Genomic DNA, 18,901 nt, shown 5'->3' with positions numbered 1-18,901 from the left:
GGCCGGACATCTCGACGATCTGCATGGGTCAGGCGGCGTCGGCGGCGGCGGTGCTGCTGGCGGCGGGCACGCCGGGGAAGCGGTTCGCGCTGGAGAACARCCGGATCCTCATCCACCAGCCGTCGGCGCAGGGCGAGGGCCAGTCGAGCGACATCGAGATCCAGGCGCGGGAGATCCTGCGCGTACGGGCGCTGCAGGAGACGATGCTCGCCCGCCACACCGGTCGTACCGAGACGGAGATCCGTCGCGACACCGAACGCGATAAGATCTTCAGTGCCGATGAGGCCGAGGAGTACGGCCTCATCGACGAGGTCATCATGAGCCGTAAGGCCGCCCGGCTTCTATCGGCACGCAGCGCCTGACCGGGTGCGATCCGGCGGTTGGCCGCTCCGGTCGGCCTGCCACACGTCGACTGGCCACAGGCCGACCTGTCGACGAGCGTGCCCGCGGCCGCCTTCCGGCCGACTATGCTGCGGCCGGAAGGCGGCCGCGGGCCGGGACCACCTGCCCGGCCCCTCCGATCTCCCCGATCCCCGCGGACCGGGAGCGACGGCGGCTCGCCGCGGGCTGGGCACCACCACCCGGCCGGTATGGACGGCGGCCCGGAAGCTCGGCGAGAGTCCCAGGTTCGGCGACACGCCGAAGGGCGACGCCGCGCCGACCGTTGCGCCGACACCGGTTGTTTCGATGCCAGCCGAGCCCGTGATGCTGGCGGTGGCCGCGGTGCCGCTGGCGGCGTGCAGGTCAGCGGAGATGACGCGGGCCGTGATCGGTGGTGTCGCCTGCCCGTGGACGGCGGACAGCGGCCCAGGCGATGTCACGGGGGTGACCTCGGGTTCGAGCCGGGCGAGCTCCAGACGCACCTCGTCCAGCAGATCGGACAGCCGGATGTGCAGCGCCCGGCAGACCGCGGCGAGGATCTCCGAAGACGCCTCCTTCAGGCCGCGTTCGATCTCCGAGAGGTAGGGCGTCGACACCCGCGCCGCGTCCGCCACGTCCCGCAGGGTGCGGCCCTGAGCGAGGCGACGTCGGCGCAGCGCCTGCCCGACCAGCCGGCGCAGCAACGGCATCTCGGCATCATCCGTCATCGCCATCAGGAACCTCCGGGGGACTGGTGCCTTGAAGGGTCAGGGGAATCGGAGGGGCGCTCGCGTCCTGATAGATACACGCGTCCCGGATACTGATCACGTGGGTGGGAAGGCGACCGCTGCCGCAGCCACCCCCGGGTAAGTCGATGGAGGGCTAAGGCACCGAGCGTATCCGCTGCGCCCTCGCCGGAACCGCAAGTACCGCACCCGGCATTCCGCCCACACCTTTGCCGCGAAGTCGCCGACGGCCGCCGGAGTTGCCGACGGCCGCCGGAGTTGCCGACGGCCGCCGGAGTTGCCGACGGCCGCCGGAGTTGCCGGCGGCGGACGAACCGTGCGGCGCCGATGCATACGGCGACAACGTGTGAGGAGACGGACGCCGAAAGTGGCACGAAGATGCACCAAAGGTCGGTATTTCTACATCATCTGCGCACTTAGCGTCGTTTCCGTCGTGATTCATCCTGACCGTCCGGTCTCCGGAACGGTCGTCGCGGTGGCCCGCTTAGCCGGGGCCGCCAGGGACAGGAGATCCGTGGAGGCTCCCACACACGTGCCCCGTGCCGTTGCCACGCCGATGGCCATACCCATGTCCATGTCCTCGGCCGCGTCGGTGCCGATGGCGGTCCTCGGCACCCGTCCCCACGCCCACCTTGAGCCGCCCGGCGCATCCCCGCGGGCGACGGCGTCCGGGTCGTCTACCCCGGCTCCGGCCCTCGACATGACCGGAGACGACCGCGTAGCCCTGTGGCAGCAGCGCCTGCTCGAGGCGGAGTCGGGGATGACGACGTTCCTGCTGGAACACCACGCCGATCTGCGTCTACTCGACTGGCTGCATACCCAGGCCGAGATCTTCGCCGACTTCCCGACGCCCGACGATCGTGATCCGACGGCCTGGCAGCGGGTGTTCTTCCGCGCGCAGGCACTGATCGAACGGTTCATCGTGTCGCGCTGGGGCGAGGCGGAGCTCGTCGACTGGGCGAGGGCCAATGCCTCGGTCTTCGGCAAGGTGGAGCCCGAGCCGACCGGCCGGCCCGCCGACGTCGTCCACCGGCTCGCACGCCAGGCGGATCTCTACTCCTCCCGTTACGCGGTCGACACCGACGAGCCCATGCAAGCGACCCTGATCATCTCGCACTGTGGCATCTGGGACTACCGCGAGCAGGCCCGCGCCCGGGGCGTGCCCCTCACCCTGGCCTCCCCCCTGTTCGTTCTGCACCACTGCCCTCTCGGCGAACATCCGGGCCAAGGGATACGAACCGGCCTTCCGCCTGCTGCATGACGACCCCTCGGTCCCGTCAGCCGGCGTGGCCGTGCCCGCTCCGGGCGGCCAGCCTGCCGTCGTGGCCGGGTCGGTCGCCGGACCGGGGCAGGTCGACCGTGGCTGCGTCTGGACCGCCACCGGCACCACCGGCACCACCGGCACCACCGGCACCACCGACATTGTCCACAGAGCGGAGATCAGGCCATGACCCTCGTGACCGACAGCGGTCATCCCGGCGCCATCGACGATCCGGGCCGACCAGCCGCCGGTGACCACCCCGCCGGTGCGACGGCCGATCCCCCGGCCGACTCGCCGCTGGGAACCCCGCCGCCTGCCGCGCAGGGGCTGATGACCGGGGAGCGGTACCGGGCGAGCCTCAACGACGGCCGCGAGGTGTGGCTCGACGGGGAGAAGGTCGCGAACGTGGCGACGCATCCAGCCTTCCGGGGCGCCGTTGACGAGCTGGCCCGGCTGTTCGACCTGCAGCACGACCCGGATCTGCGCGACGTGCTCACCGTCCACGAACCCGAGGCGGGAACCCGCGTCGGCTGGTCCTACCAGCTGCCGCGCACGCTGGACGATCTGCGGGCCCGGCGGCGCAGCACGGGCGTGTGGATGCGCGAGTCCTGGGGTCAGCACGGCCGGTCGCCGTCGTTCATGGCGAACGTGGCGGTGGGTCTGCTCGACTTCCGGGAGCATCTGGAGTGCAACCAGGCCGGCTTCGGCGCCAACGCGGTGGCCTTCTACCGGCACTGTGCGGCCAATGACCTGGTCCTCGGCCACGCTTTGGGCGACCCGCAGATCGACCGGACCACCAGCCCCGTGGACGATCCCGATCTCGCGCTGCGCATCATCGCCGAGCGGGACGACGGCGTCGTCGTCCGGGGCGCCAAGCAGCTCACGACGCTGGCCCCACTGGCCCACGAGGTGCTCGTGTACCTCTCGGCGAGCTTCGCGCAGCGCGAGGCCGAGCAGTTCGTGATCTGGTTCGGCCTGCCGCTGGCTACCCCAGGCGTGAAGATCCTCTGTCGGGAGCCGCTGGGGGCCCGGCCGTACGGGCACGCCCACGCGCTCGCGTCCCGGTTCGACGAGCAGGACGCCATGCTGTTCTTCGACGACGTGCTGGTTCCGTGGGACCGGGTGTTCCTGCTGCGCGACGGCAACCTCGCCCGGGTCGGACTCGGACGGATCAACGCCTGGAGCGCGGCCGCCGGCCACATCCGCTACCAGGAACGGCTGCGGACCCTGCTCGCCGTCGGCACGCTGCTCGCCGACGCGATCGGAGCCTCGGGGCTGCGTCACGTCCAGGAGGACCTCGGGGAGTTGGCGAGCTACGTTGACCTCGTCGGGTACTTTCTCGACGCGGGGGAGGCCAGGGCCGAGACGACGGACGGCGGCCTGCTCGCGCCGGGTAACACCGACGCGAGCCGCGTGTGGTCGGCGCAGGTCGCCGGCCGGGCGGTGGAGATCGTGCGGCGGATCGGCTCGTCGGGTGTCCTCATGCAGCCCAGCGAGCGTGACCTCGCCGCCGCCGACCTGCGGCCCTATCTCGATCGGTACATGCGGGGCGCGAACCTCCCGGTCGAGGAGAAGTCACGGCTGTTCCGGCTGGCCTGGGAGCTCACGGCGGACAGCTTCGGGCAGCGTCAGGACCTCTATGAGTTCGTCCACCGCGGGGACATCACCCGCAACCGGATCAACCTGCTCCGCCGGGATGACCTGGGACCTGTCACCGACCAGATCCGGGAGCTGATCACCCGTCCGCTCTGAGGCTTGACGGCAGGTGGCTGTCGGACCGGTGGCTGTCGGACCGGGCGGAGGGGTCCGGGGACGGTGTGCGCGGAGGGTGTTAGCGATACCACCGCCTACCTGGTTGAGCTACCCGAAGGTGCCTACGGTCAGGCCAGCCCCCTGCACGCGGGACGACGGGGTGATACCGCCGGCCCGCGTTCGCTCCTCGTGGTAAGGACCCGGAGTCATGACGATCGGAGCCGCCTCGCCCCCTCCCGTCCGTGCCGAGGTCTCCGGGTCCTCTGCGTCCTCCGGGTCCTCCGGGTCCTCCGGGGGTCCGCCGTGGGTCAGGGTTTCGGCCTGTCCTGGGGTTCCCGTTCGCGCCGAGGCGTCCGCGCAGCCCGAGTGTCCCGCGTACGCCAAGGATCTCACGCCCACGGGAATCGACGGCGGCGTGTCGGTGTTTCTGCTGCACGCCCATCCGGTGACCGGGGCGGGGCTGCACCTGCTGCTCTCGACGATCTGCCGGCTCGACGTCGTCGGCCGCGGCCATCGGCTGGATGCCGCGCTGCCGCAGATCCGCCGCTCGCGTCCCCGGGTCCTGCTGCTCGGGCTCGCGGGGGATCTCGCGACCGACCTCGCGGCGGTGCGCCGGCTGCGCGTGGAGGGCGACCGGATCCCCACCACGCGCGTTCTGCTGTTGCGGCCGCTGGCCACCTGCGCCGAACTGACCCAGATCCTCACCACCGGTGCGTCGGGGGCGGTGCTGCCGGACGCCCCGCCTGCCGACCTCGCCCACGCGGTCACCATCGCCGCGCTCGGCGGCGTGGTCTTCCTGCCCGCGCCGCCGCCGACGGGGGTGCCGGGGCCGCCGGTCCAGGCCGAGCTGCCACCGCAGGCCCTCGGGCTGACCTCCCGGGAACGCGCGGTGCTCGGCCAACTCGCCCGCGGTCTGTCGAACGCGGAGATCGCTTGCGAGCTCGCCCTGGCCGAGGCAACGGTCAAGCGGTACCTCACCGGTGCGATGCGCAAGATCGGCCAGCCGGACCGGCTACGCGCCGGCCTCTACGCCTATCGGCACGGACTGCTGGACGGTCCGCATGCCGGCTGGACGGGCCGTGGGCGTGGGTCCGGCCGCGGATCGGCGCCGGACCGGATGATCGAATGATCGGGGTGGCCGCGGGCGCCATGGCGGGATGAACACGTTCCGCGAGTCGGTGTTTTCGATGATCCGGATTCCGGCTGATCATCACAGATCTATTACTTGTGGTTATTGATAGGTTGCTTCGGGTGTCGAAATTCGTGCTGACGTTATTCGATCATGTAAATGGCGCGATCTCTCCGGGTAAGCGCCGGACATGGCTGCCGGGCGATGCCACCATGGGGCTGTGTCCTCTTGCGTTGGACGGTCCGCTCGGCCGTTTCGGCCTGYGCTGATCCGGCGGCGGTGGCTGGATTTCAGCCATCACATGGGTGACTGCTGTTAGGCGTTGTTGGCGACTGAGGGTAGTAGCAGTCCTGCTGACCGCGTGTCCCTGTGTCGATGCTGTCCCGCCCGCCGGATGTGCCGGATGTGCCGGATGTGCCGGATCGGCGGTGTCGACCAGGCCGCCCGATCCGACTGGAACCGATGAGCGACGACGCCCGCCAGCGTGAGCTTGGATTCTTTCTTCGTGCCCACCGTGTGAGCGCCTGCGACCCGAGGACGTCGGGTTGCCCGCCACACCTCGCCGCCGCACCCCGGGGCTGCGCCGGGAGGAGGTCGCCGCGCTCTCCGGCCTCGRCCTCGCCTGGTACACCTGGCTGGAACAAGGCCGGGTCGCCGCGTCCCGGCAGGTCCTCGAGGCCGTCGCCCGGGCCCTGCGGCTCGACGACGACGGTCGTCGCCACGCCCTGGCGCTCGCCGGCCTGCACACGCCGCCAGCGGACCGCCACCACACCCTCGTCAAGGCGCTGCGTTCGGTGCTGGACAACTGGCCGAACTGTCCGGCGTTGCTGCTCGACCGGCGCTTCGACGTCACCGCCTGGAACGACGCCTACACCGTCCTGTGGGGGGATCCCGCCGACGTGCCCGAGCCCCAGCGCAACCTGCTGTGGCTGCTGGTGGCGCAGCCCCGGACCCGGGACGGGATGGGCGGGTCCGAGGACGTGGCCAAGGACCTGCTCGCCCAGTTCCGCGCCCAGATCGGTCATCATCCCGACGACCAGCGCGGCCGTGCCGTGCTGGAGCTGCTCGAACAGGCGCGCCCCGAGCTGCGTGCCTGGTGGCAGTGCCGGTCCGTGCGCGTGTTCACGGGCCGCACGGTCAGCGCGGCCACGCCGCTCGGCGACATTTCGCTGATGCTGTCGGTGCTGCGACCGGGTGATGATCCGGAGTCCACCATCTGGCTCCAGACGCCCGCGACGCCCGCGGACCGGGAGCTGCTCACCCGGCTGGCGGCCGAGACGCCGGGCGCGGCGGGGCGCCCGGACCCCGCCGCGCGGCAGCGGCTCTCGGCCTGACCGCGACCGGCGGCCCGGCCCGCCACCGGCGGCCGGCGGYCGGCGGCCGGCGCGCGATGGTGCTGCATCTGCACGGCGGCGGCCCTGCTGGCCGCACGGGACGCGGGGCTTCCGCCGCCGGGGGCCGTGYCACGTACCGCGCGTGGGCGGGCACCGGGCACTGCTGGCACATCGCGGTGCCTAGTTCGGGGGCTGCGAGGGAGGCGTTGGCGGAGGTCGTGGCGTTCCCGCGGGCGTATCTCGCCCGATGACGTCGTGGCGTGCCTGTGTATGTGTGACAGCTGCGCTGGCTATGCCGACCGTGTCGGCCCTTCCTTCCTGCGGTCTACCTGGATCCACCAGCGCTGGTGGTGTGATCTTTCATAGCATGATCAGATATCTGTGATCTTCCCTGGTGCGCGGGTGAGTTGGCCTTTCGGCATGGTCCGCCGCCGGGATCGGGGGTCRGTGCAGATCTCCTCGGCGGGGACTTTAGTCCGCCGGATGGCCGGGGATGTGCCGGGCGGCCAGCCCGCCAGGGCGTAGTCGACCGCCATGACCTGGGGCCCGCATGTCGCGGGCATCGGTCCACGCCATCTCGGGTATCGGGGCGTCGCTACGACCGTTTGACCCCGCTCAGGTTACCTGAGGGTGCCTTTCGGCCGGGGTCGGTTCGGGCGGGGTCGGTTCGGGCGGGGTCGGTTCGGGCGGGGCGGGCCGCGGGGCGACGCGCACGGGCTTGCGGCGATGTCTATGAGCCGCGATAACAGGATGAACCGCTGCCTGTCTGGGCTGGTACGGCAGTAGCACCATCGGCGACTACCTCCCCGTTCGTGCTGGTCCGTGCTCGTACGGCACGCGCCCGGGCCGCCGGCTGCGGCTCCCCGTGCCCCTCGGCCGCCGGGCCGCATGACCCGGTGAGGCCATCGTCGCGTCCGCCCTATCTGGAGCATCCATGAAACGCCCACGTCCCCGATTCCACCCCGCCGTCCGCGTCGCGGCCGTCGCGGCCGCCGCCGCCATGCTCGGCGCCTGCGCGTCCGATCCGGCACCCGCCGGCTCCACCAGCGCGAACGGGGCGGGCGGAACACCGCACCGGGGCGGCACGCTCACCTTCGCGGTGGCCACCGAGGGCGACTGCCTCGACCCGCACGTCAGCCCGGCCGACGTCACCGCCGTCATCCAGCGGGGTGTGTTCGACTCGCTCGTGACGCAGCAGCCGGGCGGCGGGGTCGGCCCGTGGCTGGCCACGTCGTGGACGGTCTCCGCCGACGCGAAGACGTTCACCTTCAAGCTCAAGGACGGCGTGACGTTCCACGACGGCACACCGTTCGACGCGGCGGCGGTGAAGGCGAACTTCGACCACATCGCGGCGAAGTCAACGAAGTCGCAGTACGCGGTGGCGCTGCTCGGCCCCTACGTCGGCACCGAGGTCGTCGACCCGCACACGGCCAAGGTCACCTTCTCCAAGCCGTACGCGGCATTCCTCGCCGCGGCCGCCACGACCTACCTCGGCATCGAGTCGTCGAAGAAGATCGCCGACGCGCCGGACACCCTCTGCTCGGGCGGGCCGAACTCGGTGGGTACCGGGCCGTTTCGCTTCACCCGTTATGTGAAGGGATCGGTCGCCGAGTTCACCCGCAACGACGGCTACACCTCGGCCCCCGGCGGCGCGAAGCACACCGGCGCCGCCTACCTCGACAAGCTGGCCATCCGCTTCCTGCCCGAGGACGCGACGAGGGTGAGCGCGCTGCGCAGTGGGGAGATCGACGCCGCCGACGGCGTGCCGGCGCAGAACGTCGCCGCGATCGAGGGCGATACCTCCCTGCGGCTACTCAAGGTGATTCCGCAGAACGCCAACTACTCGATCTACTTCAACACCAGGCGTGCGCCGTTCTCCGACGAGCGGGTCCGTAAGGCCGTCCAGCGCGCCGTCGACGTCGACACGATCGTGAAGACGGTCTACGCCGGCCAGTACGCCCGCGCGTGGAGCACGCTGACGCCAAAGAACATCGCCTACGATCGCAGCCTCGAGAAGGCCTTCCCCCATGACGTCACCGCGGCGAACAAGCTACTCGACGAGGCCGGCTACACCGGCCGCGACGCCGACGGCTACCGCACGAAGAACGGCGCGCGTCTCGTCCTCGACTGGCCCTACGTCGGCGCCTTCAACCGCGAGCAGCGCGACATCGTCAGCCAGGCGGTACAGGCCGACCTGAAGAAGGTCGGCATCGCCACCAAGCTCTACTCGATGGACTCGGGCGCCTACACCACCCAGCGCAACGCCGGCGGCTACGACCTGATCGCCTACAGCTGGGGCAAGTCCGACCCCGACCTGCTCCGTACACTGTTCGCCTCGAATCTGGCGTTCACCCAGGGCGGGGCGAACAGTTCCGGGATCGCGGTGCCGGAGGTCGACGACTGGCTCGCGACCGGCGCCGGCACGACGGATCTCGCCGCCCGCAAGAAGGCCTACGGGCAGGTGCAGAAATATGTGATCGACCACGCGTACACCCTGCCGATCTACGTGTTCACCCGGACCGTCGGCACGGCGTCGAAGGTCCACGACATCACCTTCGACGCGGACGCCTTCCCGCTGTTCTACGACAGCTGGGTGGGCTGATCTAGTGCGGGCTGTGGCGAGGTTCCTGCTGCGCCGRCTGGTCGTGGGCGCCGGGGTCCTATGGGGCGCGGCGACGTTGGCCTTCGTGACGCTGCACGTCGTACCGGGTGATCCTGTCGACACTTTGATCGGGCCTACGTTCGGGATCTCGCCGCAGCTTCGGGAGCAGATCAACGAGACGTACGGATTCCAGTCGCCGCTCGTCGTCCAGTACGGCACCTGGCTGCGCCGCCTGGTGACCGGCCATCTCGGCACCTCCTACCAGCTGCAGCGGCCGGTCGTGGAGGTGTTGTCCGGTCAGGTGTGGCCGACGGTGCAGCTGGCGCTCACGGCGTCCGCACTCGCCGCGCTGCTGGCGGTCGGACTCGCGGTGTCGACCGCCGGCCGGGGCGGCACCACCCACCGGCTCGGCCGGATGCTGGCGACCAGCGCCGAGCTGCTCGTCGTGTCGAGCCCGACGTTCTGGATCGGCATCCTGCTCATCACCCTCTTCTCCGCGCATCTCGGCTGGTTTCCCAGCGCCGGCGCCACTGGCCCGTCCGGACTGGTCCTCCCGGCGTCCGCGCTGGCCCTGCCGATCGCCGGGGTTCTTGCCCAGGTGCTGCGGGAGGGCCTTGACGCCGCGCTGGAGGCTCCGTTCGTCGTCTCGGTTCGCGCCCGCGGCATCGGCGCGGTGGGTGTGCTGACCCGCCATGCCCTGCGCCATGCCGCGCTCCCGCTCGTCACCCTGCTCGGCTGGGCGGTGGGCAGCCTGCTCGGCGGCGCCGTCGTCACCGAGGCGGTGTTCGCCCGGCCGGGGATCGGTCGGGTGACCCTCGTGGCGATCTCGGCCAAGGACATCCCGGTGGTCACCGCGGTGGTGCTGCTGTCCGCGGCGGTCTTCGTCGTCGTGAACAGCGTAGTCGACCTGCTCTACCTGCTCATCGACCCGCGACTGCGCGACGACGGATCCGGTGCCGGGAGGGCCACGGCGGTTGATCTGGCGGTGTCCCGGTGACCGCGGTCGGGGAAACCCGCCCCGGGACCGAGCCGCCCGCCGCCGGTGCCCTGGCCGGCACCGGCGGTGGCCGGCCGCGTCCCGGTTTGATCGCGGCCGGCCTGCTGATAGTCCTGCTTCTTGTCGCGACCGCCTGGCCGGGGCTGCTCAGCCGCCATCCCGCGGACGGGACGAACCTCGGCGAGGCGCTGCGCGGACCGAGCTGGGCACACTGGTTCGGCACCGACCAGCTGGGCCGGGACGTCTTCGCGCGGGTGGTCACCGGCGCCCGGCATTCGCTACTGCTCGGTGCCGGAGCGACCGCGCTCGGCGCGGGGATCGGGGCGACGGTCGGCCTCGCGGCGGCCCTCGGCGGCCGGTTCGCCGACGGGCTGCTCATGCGGCTCGTGGACCTGCTGCTTGCCTTCCCCGAACTGCTGCTCGCGCTGCTGGTCATCACCATCGTCGGTCCAGGATCGGTGAACGCGGCGGTGGCCATCGGCATCGCGGCGGTCCCCAGCTACGCGCGGGTTGTGCGGTCGCGTGCCCTCGTCGTCCGCCATGCCGGGTTCGTCGACGCCGGGGTGGCGCTCGGCCTGCCCCGGCCGGTGATCATGCTGCGCCACATCGTGCCGAACACGCTCGGACCGCTGCTCGTGCTGGCCACCGTCGGCATCGGGACGGCGATCATCTCCGGTTCGGCGTTGAGTTTCCTAGGCCTCGGTACGAAGCCGCCGGCCCCCGAGTGGGGGGCGATGCTCGCCGACGGCCGGGGCGTCATCGACACCGCCTGGTGGGTCGTGGTGTTCCCCGGGGCGGCGATCGCCGCCACGGTCGTCGCCGTGACCGTGCTCGGCCGCCATGCCCGCCTGCGGGTGGAGGGACGGACTCCGTGAACGACCAGCCGCAGCTCTCACCGCCGGCACCGCCGAACCTGGCACCGCCGAACCTGGCACTGCCAAACGTGGCATCGCCGAACCTGGCACCGCTGGGGTCGGAGCCCCCTGGTTCGATACCTCCGAGCGGGCGGGGGGCGAAGGAGCCGTCCGCGACCCTGCTGACCGTCGACGGGCTGCGGGTCTCCTTCGGCCGGGGCGCTCGGGCCGTCGAGGCGGTGCGGGGAATCTCCTTCGATGTCGGCGCGGGGGAGTGTGTGGCCCTCGTGGGCGAGTCCGGATCGGGTAAGAGCGTGACCGCCCGCGCCCTCGTCGGACTCGCCGGAGCGGGCGCGACGGTCCAGGCCCGGCGGCTGCGCCTGGGCGGGACCGACCTCATCGGGCTGCGGGACCGGGAATGGCGCGCCCTGCGTGGCCGCCGGATCGGCCTGGTGCTCCAGGACGCCCTCGGCTCCCTCGATCCGCTGCGGCGGGTCGAGCAGGAGGTCGACGAGGCGCTGCGGGCGCATGGCCCGGTCGCGCGAGCCGAACGTGGCCCCCGCGTCGTGACGCTGCTGGCGCGGGCCGGCATTCCTGATCCACAGGTCCGTGCCCGGCAGTACCCGCACCAGCTCTCCGGCGGGTTGCGCCAGCGGGTGCTGATCGCCGCGGCGCTGGCCGGCACCCCGGACCTGCTCATCGCCGACGAGCCGACCACCGCTCTCGACGTCTCGGTCCAGGCCCGGATCCTCGATCTGCTCGCCGGTCTGCGTGCGAGCGGGATGGGACTGCTGCTCATCAGCCATGACCTGGCGGTCGTTGCCCGGCTCGCCGATCGGGTCGCCGTGCTGCGCGACGGAGTGATCCTGGAAAGTGGCCCGACCGAGCGGGTGCTGGGCGATCCCACGCACGCCTATACCCGCGAGCTGCTTGCCGCCGTGCCCTCCGCACGGACCAGGGGCAGCCGGCTGGCCGGACCCGTCGACGAAGCCGGGCTCGCGTCTGCCGGGCTCGACGCGGGCGGCTCGACCGGCGCCGAGATCCTTCTGCGGGCGACGGGACTGCGCAAGGCGTTCCGGACGACGGACGGAGAGCGACGCGAGGTGGTCCGGGACGTCTCCTTCGCGCTGCGCCGCGGGGAGACCCTCGGGCTCGTCGGCGAGTCCGGTTCGGGGAAGACGACGCTCGCCCGGATCATGCTGGGTCTGACCGAACCCGACGCGGGTGAGGTGCTGCTCGGCGGCGTTCCCTGGGTCGGTCCGTCGGATCCTGGGGGCGGCCGGGGCAGCTCGGTGTCGGAGCGTGAGCGCCGACCACGCCGTCGGCAGATCCAGGCGATCTTCCAGGACCCGCTGGGTTCCTTCGACCCACGACTGACGGTGGGCCGGATCCTGACGCAGGCGCTGCGGGTGGGTGGGGTCGCGCGGACCGAGCGCCGCGACGCCGCCGTCCGACGGCTGGAACAGGTGGGGCTCTCCGCGCGGGAACTACGGCGCAGACCGGTCGAGCTGTCCGGCGGCCAGCGGCAGCGGGTGGCCATCGCCCGGGCGCTGTCCGTGGAACCGCAGGTGCTGATCTGCGACGAACCGGTATCCGCGCTCGACGTGTCCATCCAGGCCCAGGTCTTGGACCTGCTTGTCGACCTGCGCCGGACCCACCGTCTGGCCATGGTCTTCGTCTCTCACGACCTCGGCGTCGTGCGGCACCTCAGCGACCGGGTCCTGGTGATGTACGACGGGCGGATCGTCGAGTCCGGGGAGGTGGAGACGGTCTTCACCGCCCCCCGGCACCCCTACACCGTACGGCTGCTCGCCGCGGTGCCCCGGCTCCCCGCACCGCCTACCCCCCTATCGGCTGCCGGGCCGTCTCCGCAGGCCGGGCCGTCTCCGCAGGCCGGGACGCCCGTGGCCGACAGCGCCACAGCCGTACCGGCATCTGGGTAATGTGCCCGTCGGTGTCGAGGCGGTGCTGCGCGACCTCCCCGATCGCCCGAAAATAGTCCTCCTGGCGATCCGCACCGACGAGCCGGCTGTAGTAGGTGCCAAAGGTCGCCGCGTGGAACCGCTGGTACTCTTCGCCGCTCGCGGCCCGCACGAGTGCCGGGCGTTCGTCGACGCCGTCGATGTCGAAGTACGCGTCGAGCAGGGTCGCGGTGTCGTCCACGGACAGGGTGCGTACGGCGATCGGAATGATCCCGGCCGCCGCCAGCAGCCTGGGTACGTCCTCGGCCGCATGGCCCAGGCGGACCAGGGCCTGCCGGGCGAGGTCGTCGCTGCCACCGAACCCGTACTCGTCGTGCTCGGGATGGTGGGTGGTGAGCAGGAAGGCGCCGCCGGGTCGCAGTCGCATGGAGATCCACCGCACCAGCTGCTCCTCGTCAGGGTGGATCCAGTGCAGGACCGCGGTGAGGGTGACCAGGTCGAACGCCGTGGAACCCGCATCGTCGGCCAGCTGCGGGGGCCGGCGCAGATCGGCCTGGACGAAGCGGAACCGTACCCGGGTCGCGTAGGGGGCGAGCTTGCGTCGAGCCTCGGCGAGCCGGGACTCCTCACGATCCAGGCCCAGGGCGTCGACGGCGTCGGGCAGGCGGTCGAGCGCCGCGGCGAGCAGGGAACCGATGCCGCAGCCGAGATCGGCGACGGACCGGGCGGTCGGATCGGCGAACCCGAGCACCCAGTCGGTGTCCTGAGCCTGCCGAAGCCGGCTGGCGTCGTCGTATCCGCCGAGTCGGGCCGCCTGTGCCGTGACGGTCTGCGTCATCTGCTTCTCCCCAGCCGAGGTATGTCAACCGATCCGACGTACTGACGGTCCGCCATCGTGCATCACGGGCTCGCGCCAAGCGCCGAGTTCCGTGCCATGAGTTTTGAAATTAGGCATCGTGTTCGTGTGGGGTCAAGGTAGCTTTCTGCGTCCATAGTCGACATCCTGTTAGTACTGGTAACAGCACCGTGATGCCTCTGGACCCGCCGCCGCGAGCCGACTGGAATGGGTCGCGGGCCGGGACGCGGAAACTGTTCGCGGCAGTGGAAGCCGCGACGGTGGAAACCAGGTACGACGGTGGAAACCAGGTACGACGGTGGAAACCGCACAGACATCGGTACCGCCGTGCCGGACCGGAGCTGGTCCGCAACCGGTCTGGGACTTGGCTGCGACCGCCCGGAGCCGGCCCAGAACCATGCCCAGGGGAGACGATGACCAGTACAACGGAATTCGATGCGGCTTTGGCGCCGGCGCGAGACGTGATCGCTGCACAGCGTTCCGAGCCCGACACGTCGGTCGGATACGTCCAGGGCATCCTCAGCCACGACATCTCCACGGAACTCGGTCGGCTGCAACTGCTGGAATCACAGGTGGACCCGGCCACGCACGCCGTTCTYGAGGCGCGGGGAATCGCAGACGGAGGGCGGTTCCTGGAAATCGGTGCCGGTGCGGGTTCGGTCGCCTACTGGCTGGCCGACCGGTTCCCCGGCGGGGAGGTGACCGCGGTCGACGTGAGCACGAGTTTCCTCGACGACACCGGCCGGTCGAACCTGCGGATCGTCCAAGCGGACGTGCGCACCCACGACTTCGAGCCGGGCTCCTTCGACCTCATCCATGCCCGCACCGTCCTCATGCACATCCCCGAACGTGAGGAGGTGCTGCGGCGGCTAGTCTCCTGGCTGGCCCCGGGCGGCTGGCTGGTCACTGAGGATCTCGTGYTGTCCCCGGTTGACTCGTCACCGCACGACGAATTCCGGCACGCCTTCGAGGCGATCGGCCAGGCAATGGCGTCGTCGATCGGGTCGGACCTGTGGTGGGGGCGAACGCTGCCGGCGCCGCTGACCCGAGCGGGCCTGGTCGACKCCGGTCTGCACGCCACGTACTACCCGGTTGGCGGCTCCAACGAGATCGGGCGCCTGTGGCGTGCGACGTTCAGCCAGTCCGCCGACTACCTTGTCGCCAGCGGCCTGCTCACCCGCGCCGATCTCGACTCGGCCCTGGCCCTGCTCGCCGATCCCGACTTCCTCGACCTCGGGCCCAGCATCATCGCGGCCTGGGGCCGGCGCCCCCCGGCCTGAGCTTACGGGCGCGGGAACTCCCGCCCTTCCGTCTCCGTCCTTCGTCCTCCGTCTCCGTCCTTCGTCCTCCGTCCTTCGTCCTCCGTCTCCGCGACGACCATCTGACCGAACACCGTCGACCACCCGTGAGGTACTCCCGTGACCACTCCGCGCTTCGGTGTCACCCTTCCTCTGCCCGGCATTCCGCTGCGGGACCATCGACGCATCGTCACGGGACTCGCTGACGCTGGCTACAGCGACGTGTGGACGGCCGAAGGCGGCGGCATCGACGCGTTCACCCCGCTCGYGGTCGCCRCCGCCTGGGATCCCCGGGTGCGCCTGGCGAGCGCGATCGTGCCCGTCCACACCCGCGGCCCGGCGGTGCTCGCCCAGACCGCGGCGACCCTGGCCGATCTGACGTTCGGCGGGCTTGTCCTTGGCATCGGTTCGTCGGTGCCCGCCCACGTGACCGACCTCAACGGCATCCCGTTCGACGAGCCCTTCCGCCGGACCCGGGACACGCTTCGTTTCCTCACCCGGGCGCTGCGCGGCGAGGTGGTCTCCGGCGCCTTCGACACGTTCGCGATCCGCGGCTTCGCCATACCGAATCCTCCGATCGAGACGCCGAAGGTCATCCTGGGAGCGCTGCGGCCCGGCATGCTCAAGCTCGGCTTCACCGAGGGGGATGGTGCCGTCACCAATCTGTTGTCCCCCGAAGATCTGATCAAGGTCCGCGCCGTCGTCGGACCGCAGCCAGCGGGCAAGGAGCTGGTGGTGAAGGTCTTCGTGAGCCCGAACGCCGATCCGGACGTCGCCCGCCGCGACAGCCGGCCGTTCCTCACCTGGATCCTCAACCAGACCCCCTACCATGCCTTCCACGAATGGCTCGGCAACGGCGAACGGCTCGCCGAGTCCCACGAGCGCTGGACCGCCGGGGACCAGCGTGGTGCCGCCCGGGCACTACCCGATGAGGTCATTGACGCCCTGTTCATCCACGGCACGCCCGAGCAGTGCCGCGACCAGATCGCCGCATATGTGCAGCCCGGGGTTACCGCGATCCAGCTCTACGTCCGCCTGACTCCGTCCTTCCTGCTCGGCTCGTGGGACACCGCCGGATCAGCTGGATCGGCCGGCGGGGGAGAGCAGGACCTGGCCGACCGGGTCCTCGGCCTGCTGARCACGCTGCGCCCCCGCATCCCAACGCCGGCTGGCGTCGGCTGATCGATCTCGCCGGACGGACCGTGCCGGTTCCCCGACCACGGGCCGCGCCGCTACCTGACCACGGCCACCGGGCAGTGCGCGTGCAGGACGCACTGGTGGCTCACCGAACCGAGAAGCAGTTCGGCGAAGCCGCCGTGCCCGCGRCTGCCGACCACGAGCAGCTGCGCGTCAGCCGAGGCCCGCAGCAGCGCATGGGCGGGGCCATCGGCGACGGTCTCCTTCATAACGGGGATGGGTAGCCCGCCGGCGTGCTCGGTGACGATCGTGGAGACGGCCTGGTCGAGGGTCTGCTGGGCCTGCTCCGCCAGCACCGATCCGATATCGGCGTAGCTCCCCGGGTAGATCGGGATGTCCAGGTGCCAGGCATGCACGACGTGCAGGGCGCTCTTGCGGAGCATCGCCGCCTCGACGGCCCACCGTAGTGCCGTGAGCGAGAGGGCCGAGCCGTCCACGCCGACGACCACCGGCCGGTCGTCGACGCCGGCGGCCGGGGCGACCGGCCGTACCACGACGACCGGCAGGGAGGCATAGTGCACCACACCCTGGCTCACCGAGCCGCTCACCAGCCKGTGCAGGGCCCCGTGACCGCGCTCGCCGACGACGATCATCCGCGCGCCGACCGCGGCCCGCAGCAGCTCCGGGACGGGACTGCCCTCCTCGACCCGCCGGATGATCCGCACTGTCGGATCGCTGACCCGGGCGGCGGTCAGCGCGGTGTCCAGAACCCGCGTGGCGGCGTGCGCCAGACCCTCGCGGTCGGCGTTCGCCGCGGTCTCGAAGACCGGCCGCGGTTCGCCCATGACGTCCCATACCAGTACCGCGATCACCGGGACCAGGCGCCGGGCGGCCTCGTCACAGGCCCACCGGATCGCGGCGACGGACGCGGGTGAACCGTCGACCCCGACGACGATCCCACCGGCGGCGGACTCCGCGTCCGCCACCTCGACGGCCTGCCCGGCGGGGTTGCGGGCGTCCGCCGGCCCGGCGGGGCGCGCGTACCCCGCGCTGTTCGGCTGTGCCGCGCTGTTCGGCTGTGCCGCGCTGTCCGGCTGTGCCGTGGTGTCCGACATCGCCATCACCCTCTCGCCGTGGTGTCCCCCGCCACCGCCATGGTTCCGCCTGAAGGTGACCCCCGCGACGTGACGCGCGGGGTGAGCCGGTGGGGCCTGCGGCCGGGTCATGACCCTGCCGGATGGCCCGCGGCCTGAGGTCGCAGAGGTGGTTGCTCGATGGAGCGCCGGGTGGTGTGCCGGCCGTCAGCGGCCGATGGTGCGGTGCAGAAACGCCAGAACGACGCCCATCCGTTCCCGGGTCGGGAAGGCACCGCCGTGGCCGGCGCCCGGCACGATCGTCACGTCCACTGCCGGCGCTCCGGCGGTGCGCAGCGCGTGGGCGAGTTCCAGCGACTGCTGGTGGGGGACCGTGCAGTCCGCGTCCCCGTGCTCGATCAGGAACGGCGGCAGCGGCCCGCGGCTCAGGTAGTTCAGGGGGCTCGCCACCCGTACCAGCTGGGGCACGGCTGTCACGGTGCGGCCGAGGAAGCGCGACTCCGGCGAGTGGGGCCGGTCGTGCTGGGCGTCGGCCACGGTGCACCGCTCGTTCGTGCGCAGCTGGGCGTCCATCGAGGCGAAGTTCACCGGGCCGTAGAAGTCGACAACGGCCTGGACGTCGCTGGACACCCCGGGGTTGCCGAGATCCGGGTCGTCGAACATCGCCACGCCGCTCGTCGTGCCCAGCATCACCGCGAGGTAGGCCCCGGCCGACGCGCCGGTCGCGGCGATGCGGGAGGGGTCCAGGCCATAGGTGCCCGCGTGGGCCCGCAGCCAGCGGACGGACGCCTTCACGTCCTGGACCGCGGCCGGGAACTTCGCCTCCCCGGACAGCCGGTAGTTCAGGCTGGCGACGGCGTATCCGGCGTGGACGAGTGCCCGGACCACCGGCAGGTCGTCCCGCTTGTCGCCGAGCATGAACGCGCCACCGTGGATCGTGAGCACCACCGGCAGGACCGTCCCGGGGACCACCCGGGCCCCCTCGGCACCCGCCGTCGGGGCCGGCGGGGAGGGGCGGTAGAGATCCAGCCGCTGTGCCGGCGAGACCGGCGCGTAGGGCACGTCGCGCAGGACCCACAGGCCGTCGGACTCCTCGGGCGTGCCGGCCTGCGCGAGTGTGCTGTTCGGGCCACCCGGGCCCGACGCTGTCGGCGACGAGGGGCGAGGGGTGGAGCCGTGCCGGGAGCACGCCGCCAGGCCCAGGCCGAGTGCGAGCATGCCGCCGGTGGCGGCAGCGGCGAGGAATCGGTGCTGGGCGGAGCGGATGATGACAATCTCCCTTCCGGAGGGCCGTCCGCGGGACGGGGATCGGCGGGACGGGGATCGGCCGGGCAGGGGTCAGCGGGGACGGAACTCTCGCCTCCGCCAGTCATCATGCCCTGCCGCTCTGACCGTTCCGAACGTCCGATCGCATGATGAATCCCTTGATCTTGGCGTTCACTGACATTCCAGACGGACGGCCCCGGGCGTTGTCCGTTCGGGACACCCGGATCACGGCCGGAGCCGGAGCCTGCGGCCGGAGCCTGCGGCCGGAGCCTGCGGCCGGAGCCTGCGGCCGG

15 protein-coding genes are annotated in these 18,901 nt (G+C 71.5%); 11 read left to right on the top strand and 4 right to left on the bottom strand.

Annotated elements, in window-relative coordinates:
* Window positions 1-362: ATP-dependent Clp protease proteolytic subunit (locus tag KBI5_RS11325; RefSeq protein WP_198537638.1), on the top strand; the 362-nt coding region annotated here is incomplete at its 5' end.
* Here KBI5_RS11325 and KBI5_RS28380 read toward each other — a convergent pair.
* Window positions 342-1,070 carry a helix-turn-helix transcriptional regulator gene (locus tag KBI5_RS28380; RefSeq protein WP_082456850.1) on the bottom strand — a complete coding sequence of 243 codons (729 nt, stop codon included), beginning with the start codon at window positions 1,068-1,070 and terminating at the stop codon, window positions 342-344. The genes KBI5_RS11325 and KBI5_RS28380 overlap by 21 nt on opposite strands.
* 604 nt (window positions 1,071-1,674) lie before the next feature.
* Here KBI5_RS28380 and KBI5_RS11315 point away from each other — a divergent pair.
* The 8 genes from KBI5_RS11315 to KBI5_RS11280 all read left to right on the top strand — a co-directional run bounded on the left by KBI5_RS11315 (window position 1,675) and on the right by KBI5_RS11280 (window position 12,978).
* On the top strand, window positions 1,675-2,367 hold the full coding sequence (locus KBI5_RS11315; protein ID WP_133057007.1) for a hypothetical protein: 693 nt from the start codon (window positions 1,675-1,677) through the stop codon (window positions 2,365-2,367).
* 186 nt (window positions 2,368-2,553) lie between these two features.
* Entirely contained in the window at window positions 2,554-4,119 is a 1,566-nt protein-coding gene (locus KBI5_RS11310; RefSeq protein ID WP_108913767.1) for a 4-hydroxyphenylacetate 3-hydroxylase N-terminal domain-containing protein, read from the top strand.
* A 415-nt stretch (window positions 4,120-4,534) separates the two neighbouring features.
* A complete protein-coding gene (locus tag KBI5_RS11305) occupies window positions 4,535-5,248 on the top strand; it encodes a response regulator transcription factor (protein WP_049760940.1) in 714 nt (237 codons plus the stop codon).
* 545 nt (window positions 5,249-5,793) lie between these two features.
* Window positions 5,794-6,582 carry a helix-turn-helix transcriptional regulator gene (locus KBI5_RS11300; RefSeq protein ID WP_241882826.1) on the top strand — a complete coding sequence of 263 codons (789 nt, stop codon included), beginning with the start codon at window positions 5,794-5,796 and terminating at the stop codon, window positions 6,580-6,582.
* A gap of 934 nt (window positions 6,583-7,516) precedes the next feature.
* Window positions 7,517-9,184: an ABC transporter substrate-binding protein gene (locus KBI5_RS11295; RefSeq protein ID WP_011437157.1), complete on the top strand. Its 1,668-nt coding sequence runs from the start codon at window positions 7,517-7,519 to the stop codon at window positions 9,182-9,184.
* A 4-nt stretch (window positions 9,185-9,188) separates the two neighbouring features.
* Entirely contained in the window at window positions 9,189-10,181 is a 993-nt protein-coding gene (locus tag KBI5_RS11290; RefSeq protein WP_011437156.1) for an ABC transporter permease, read from the top strand.
* Window positions 10,178-11,056: an ABC transporter permease gene (locus KBI5_RS11285; RefSeq protein WP_011437155.1), complete on the top strand. Its 879-nt coding sequence runs from the start codon at window positions 10,178-10,180 to the stop codon at window positions 11,054-11,056. Before KBI5_RS11290 ends, KBI5_RS11285 begins: the two co-directional genes overlap by 4 nt.
* Window positions 11,053-12,978 (top strand): ABC transporter ATP-binding protein, encoded by a 1,926-nt coding sequence (locus tag KBI5_RS11280; protein ID WP_043592156.1) that lies wholly within the window; start codon window positions 11,053-11,055, stop codon window positions 12,976-12,978. The genes KBI5_RS11285 and KBI5_RS11280 overlap by 4 nt, the downstream gene beginning before the upstream one ends.
* On the opposite strand, the gene KBI5_RS11275 is transcribed toward KBI5_RS11280, so the two are convergent.
* Window positions 12,875-13,795, bottom strand: coding sequence for a class I SAM-dependent methyltransferase (locus tag KBI5_RS11275; RefSeq protein WP_011437153.1), 921 nt, complete (start codon window positions 13,793-13,795; stop codon window positions 12,875-12,877). The two genes, KBI5_RS11280 and KBI5_RS11275, sit on opposite strands and share 104 nt — an antisense overlap.
* Before the next feature lie 431 nt (window positions 13,796-14,226).
* Here KBI5_RS11275 and KBI5_RS11270 point away from each other — a divergent pair, with 431 nt between their 5' ends.
* Together KBI5_RS11270 and KBI5_RS11265 are read left to right on the top strand one after the other, a co-directional pair.
* Window positions 14,227-15,093: a class I SAM-dependent methyltransferase gene (locus tag KBI5_RS11270; RefSeq protein WP_157902483.1), complete on the top strand. Its 867-nt coding sequence runs from the start codon at window positions 14,227-14,229 to the stop codon at window positions 15,091-15,093.
* A 138-nt stretch (window positions 15,094-15,231) separates the two neighbouring features.
* Window positions 15,232-16,293 carry an LLM class F420-dependent oxidoreductase gene (locus KBI5_RS11265; protein WP_085015207.1) on the top strand — a complete coding sequence of 354 codons (1,062 nt, stop codon included), beginning with the start codon at window positions 15,232-15,234 and terminating at the stop codon, window positions 16,291-16,293.
* A gap of 50 nt (window positions 16,294-16,343) precedes the next feature.
* On the opposite strand, the gene KBI5_RS11260 is transcribed toward KBI5_RS11265, so the two are convergent.
* Window positions 16,344-17,363: a universal stress protein gene (locus tag KBI5_RS11260; RefSeq protein ID WP_011437150.1), complete on the bottom strand. Its 1,020-nt coding sequence runs from the start codon at window positions 17,361-17,363 to the stop codon at window positions 16,344-16,346.
* 186 nt (window positions 17,364-17,549) lie between these two features.
* Window positions 17,550-18,560 carry an alpha/beta hydrolase gene (locus tag KBI5_RS11255; RefSeq protein WP_011437149.1) on the bottom strand — a complete coding sequence of 337 codons (1,011 nt, stop codon included), beginning with the start codon at window positions 18,558-18,560 and terminating at the stop codon, window positions 17,550-17,552.
* Between the last annotated feature and the right edge of the window lie 341 nt (window positions 18,561-18,901).

The sequence above is a fragment of the Frankia sp. KB5 genome (genome assembly GCF_002099325.1).
In the GTDB taxonomy this organism is placed as follows: Bacteria; Actinomycetota; Actinomycetes; order Frankiales; family Frankiaceae; genus Frankia; species Frankia casuarinae.
This window is presented reverse-complemented; position numbering and strand designations above follow the sequence as displayed.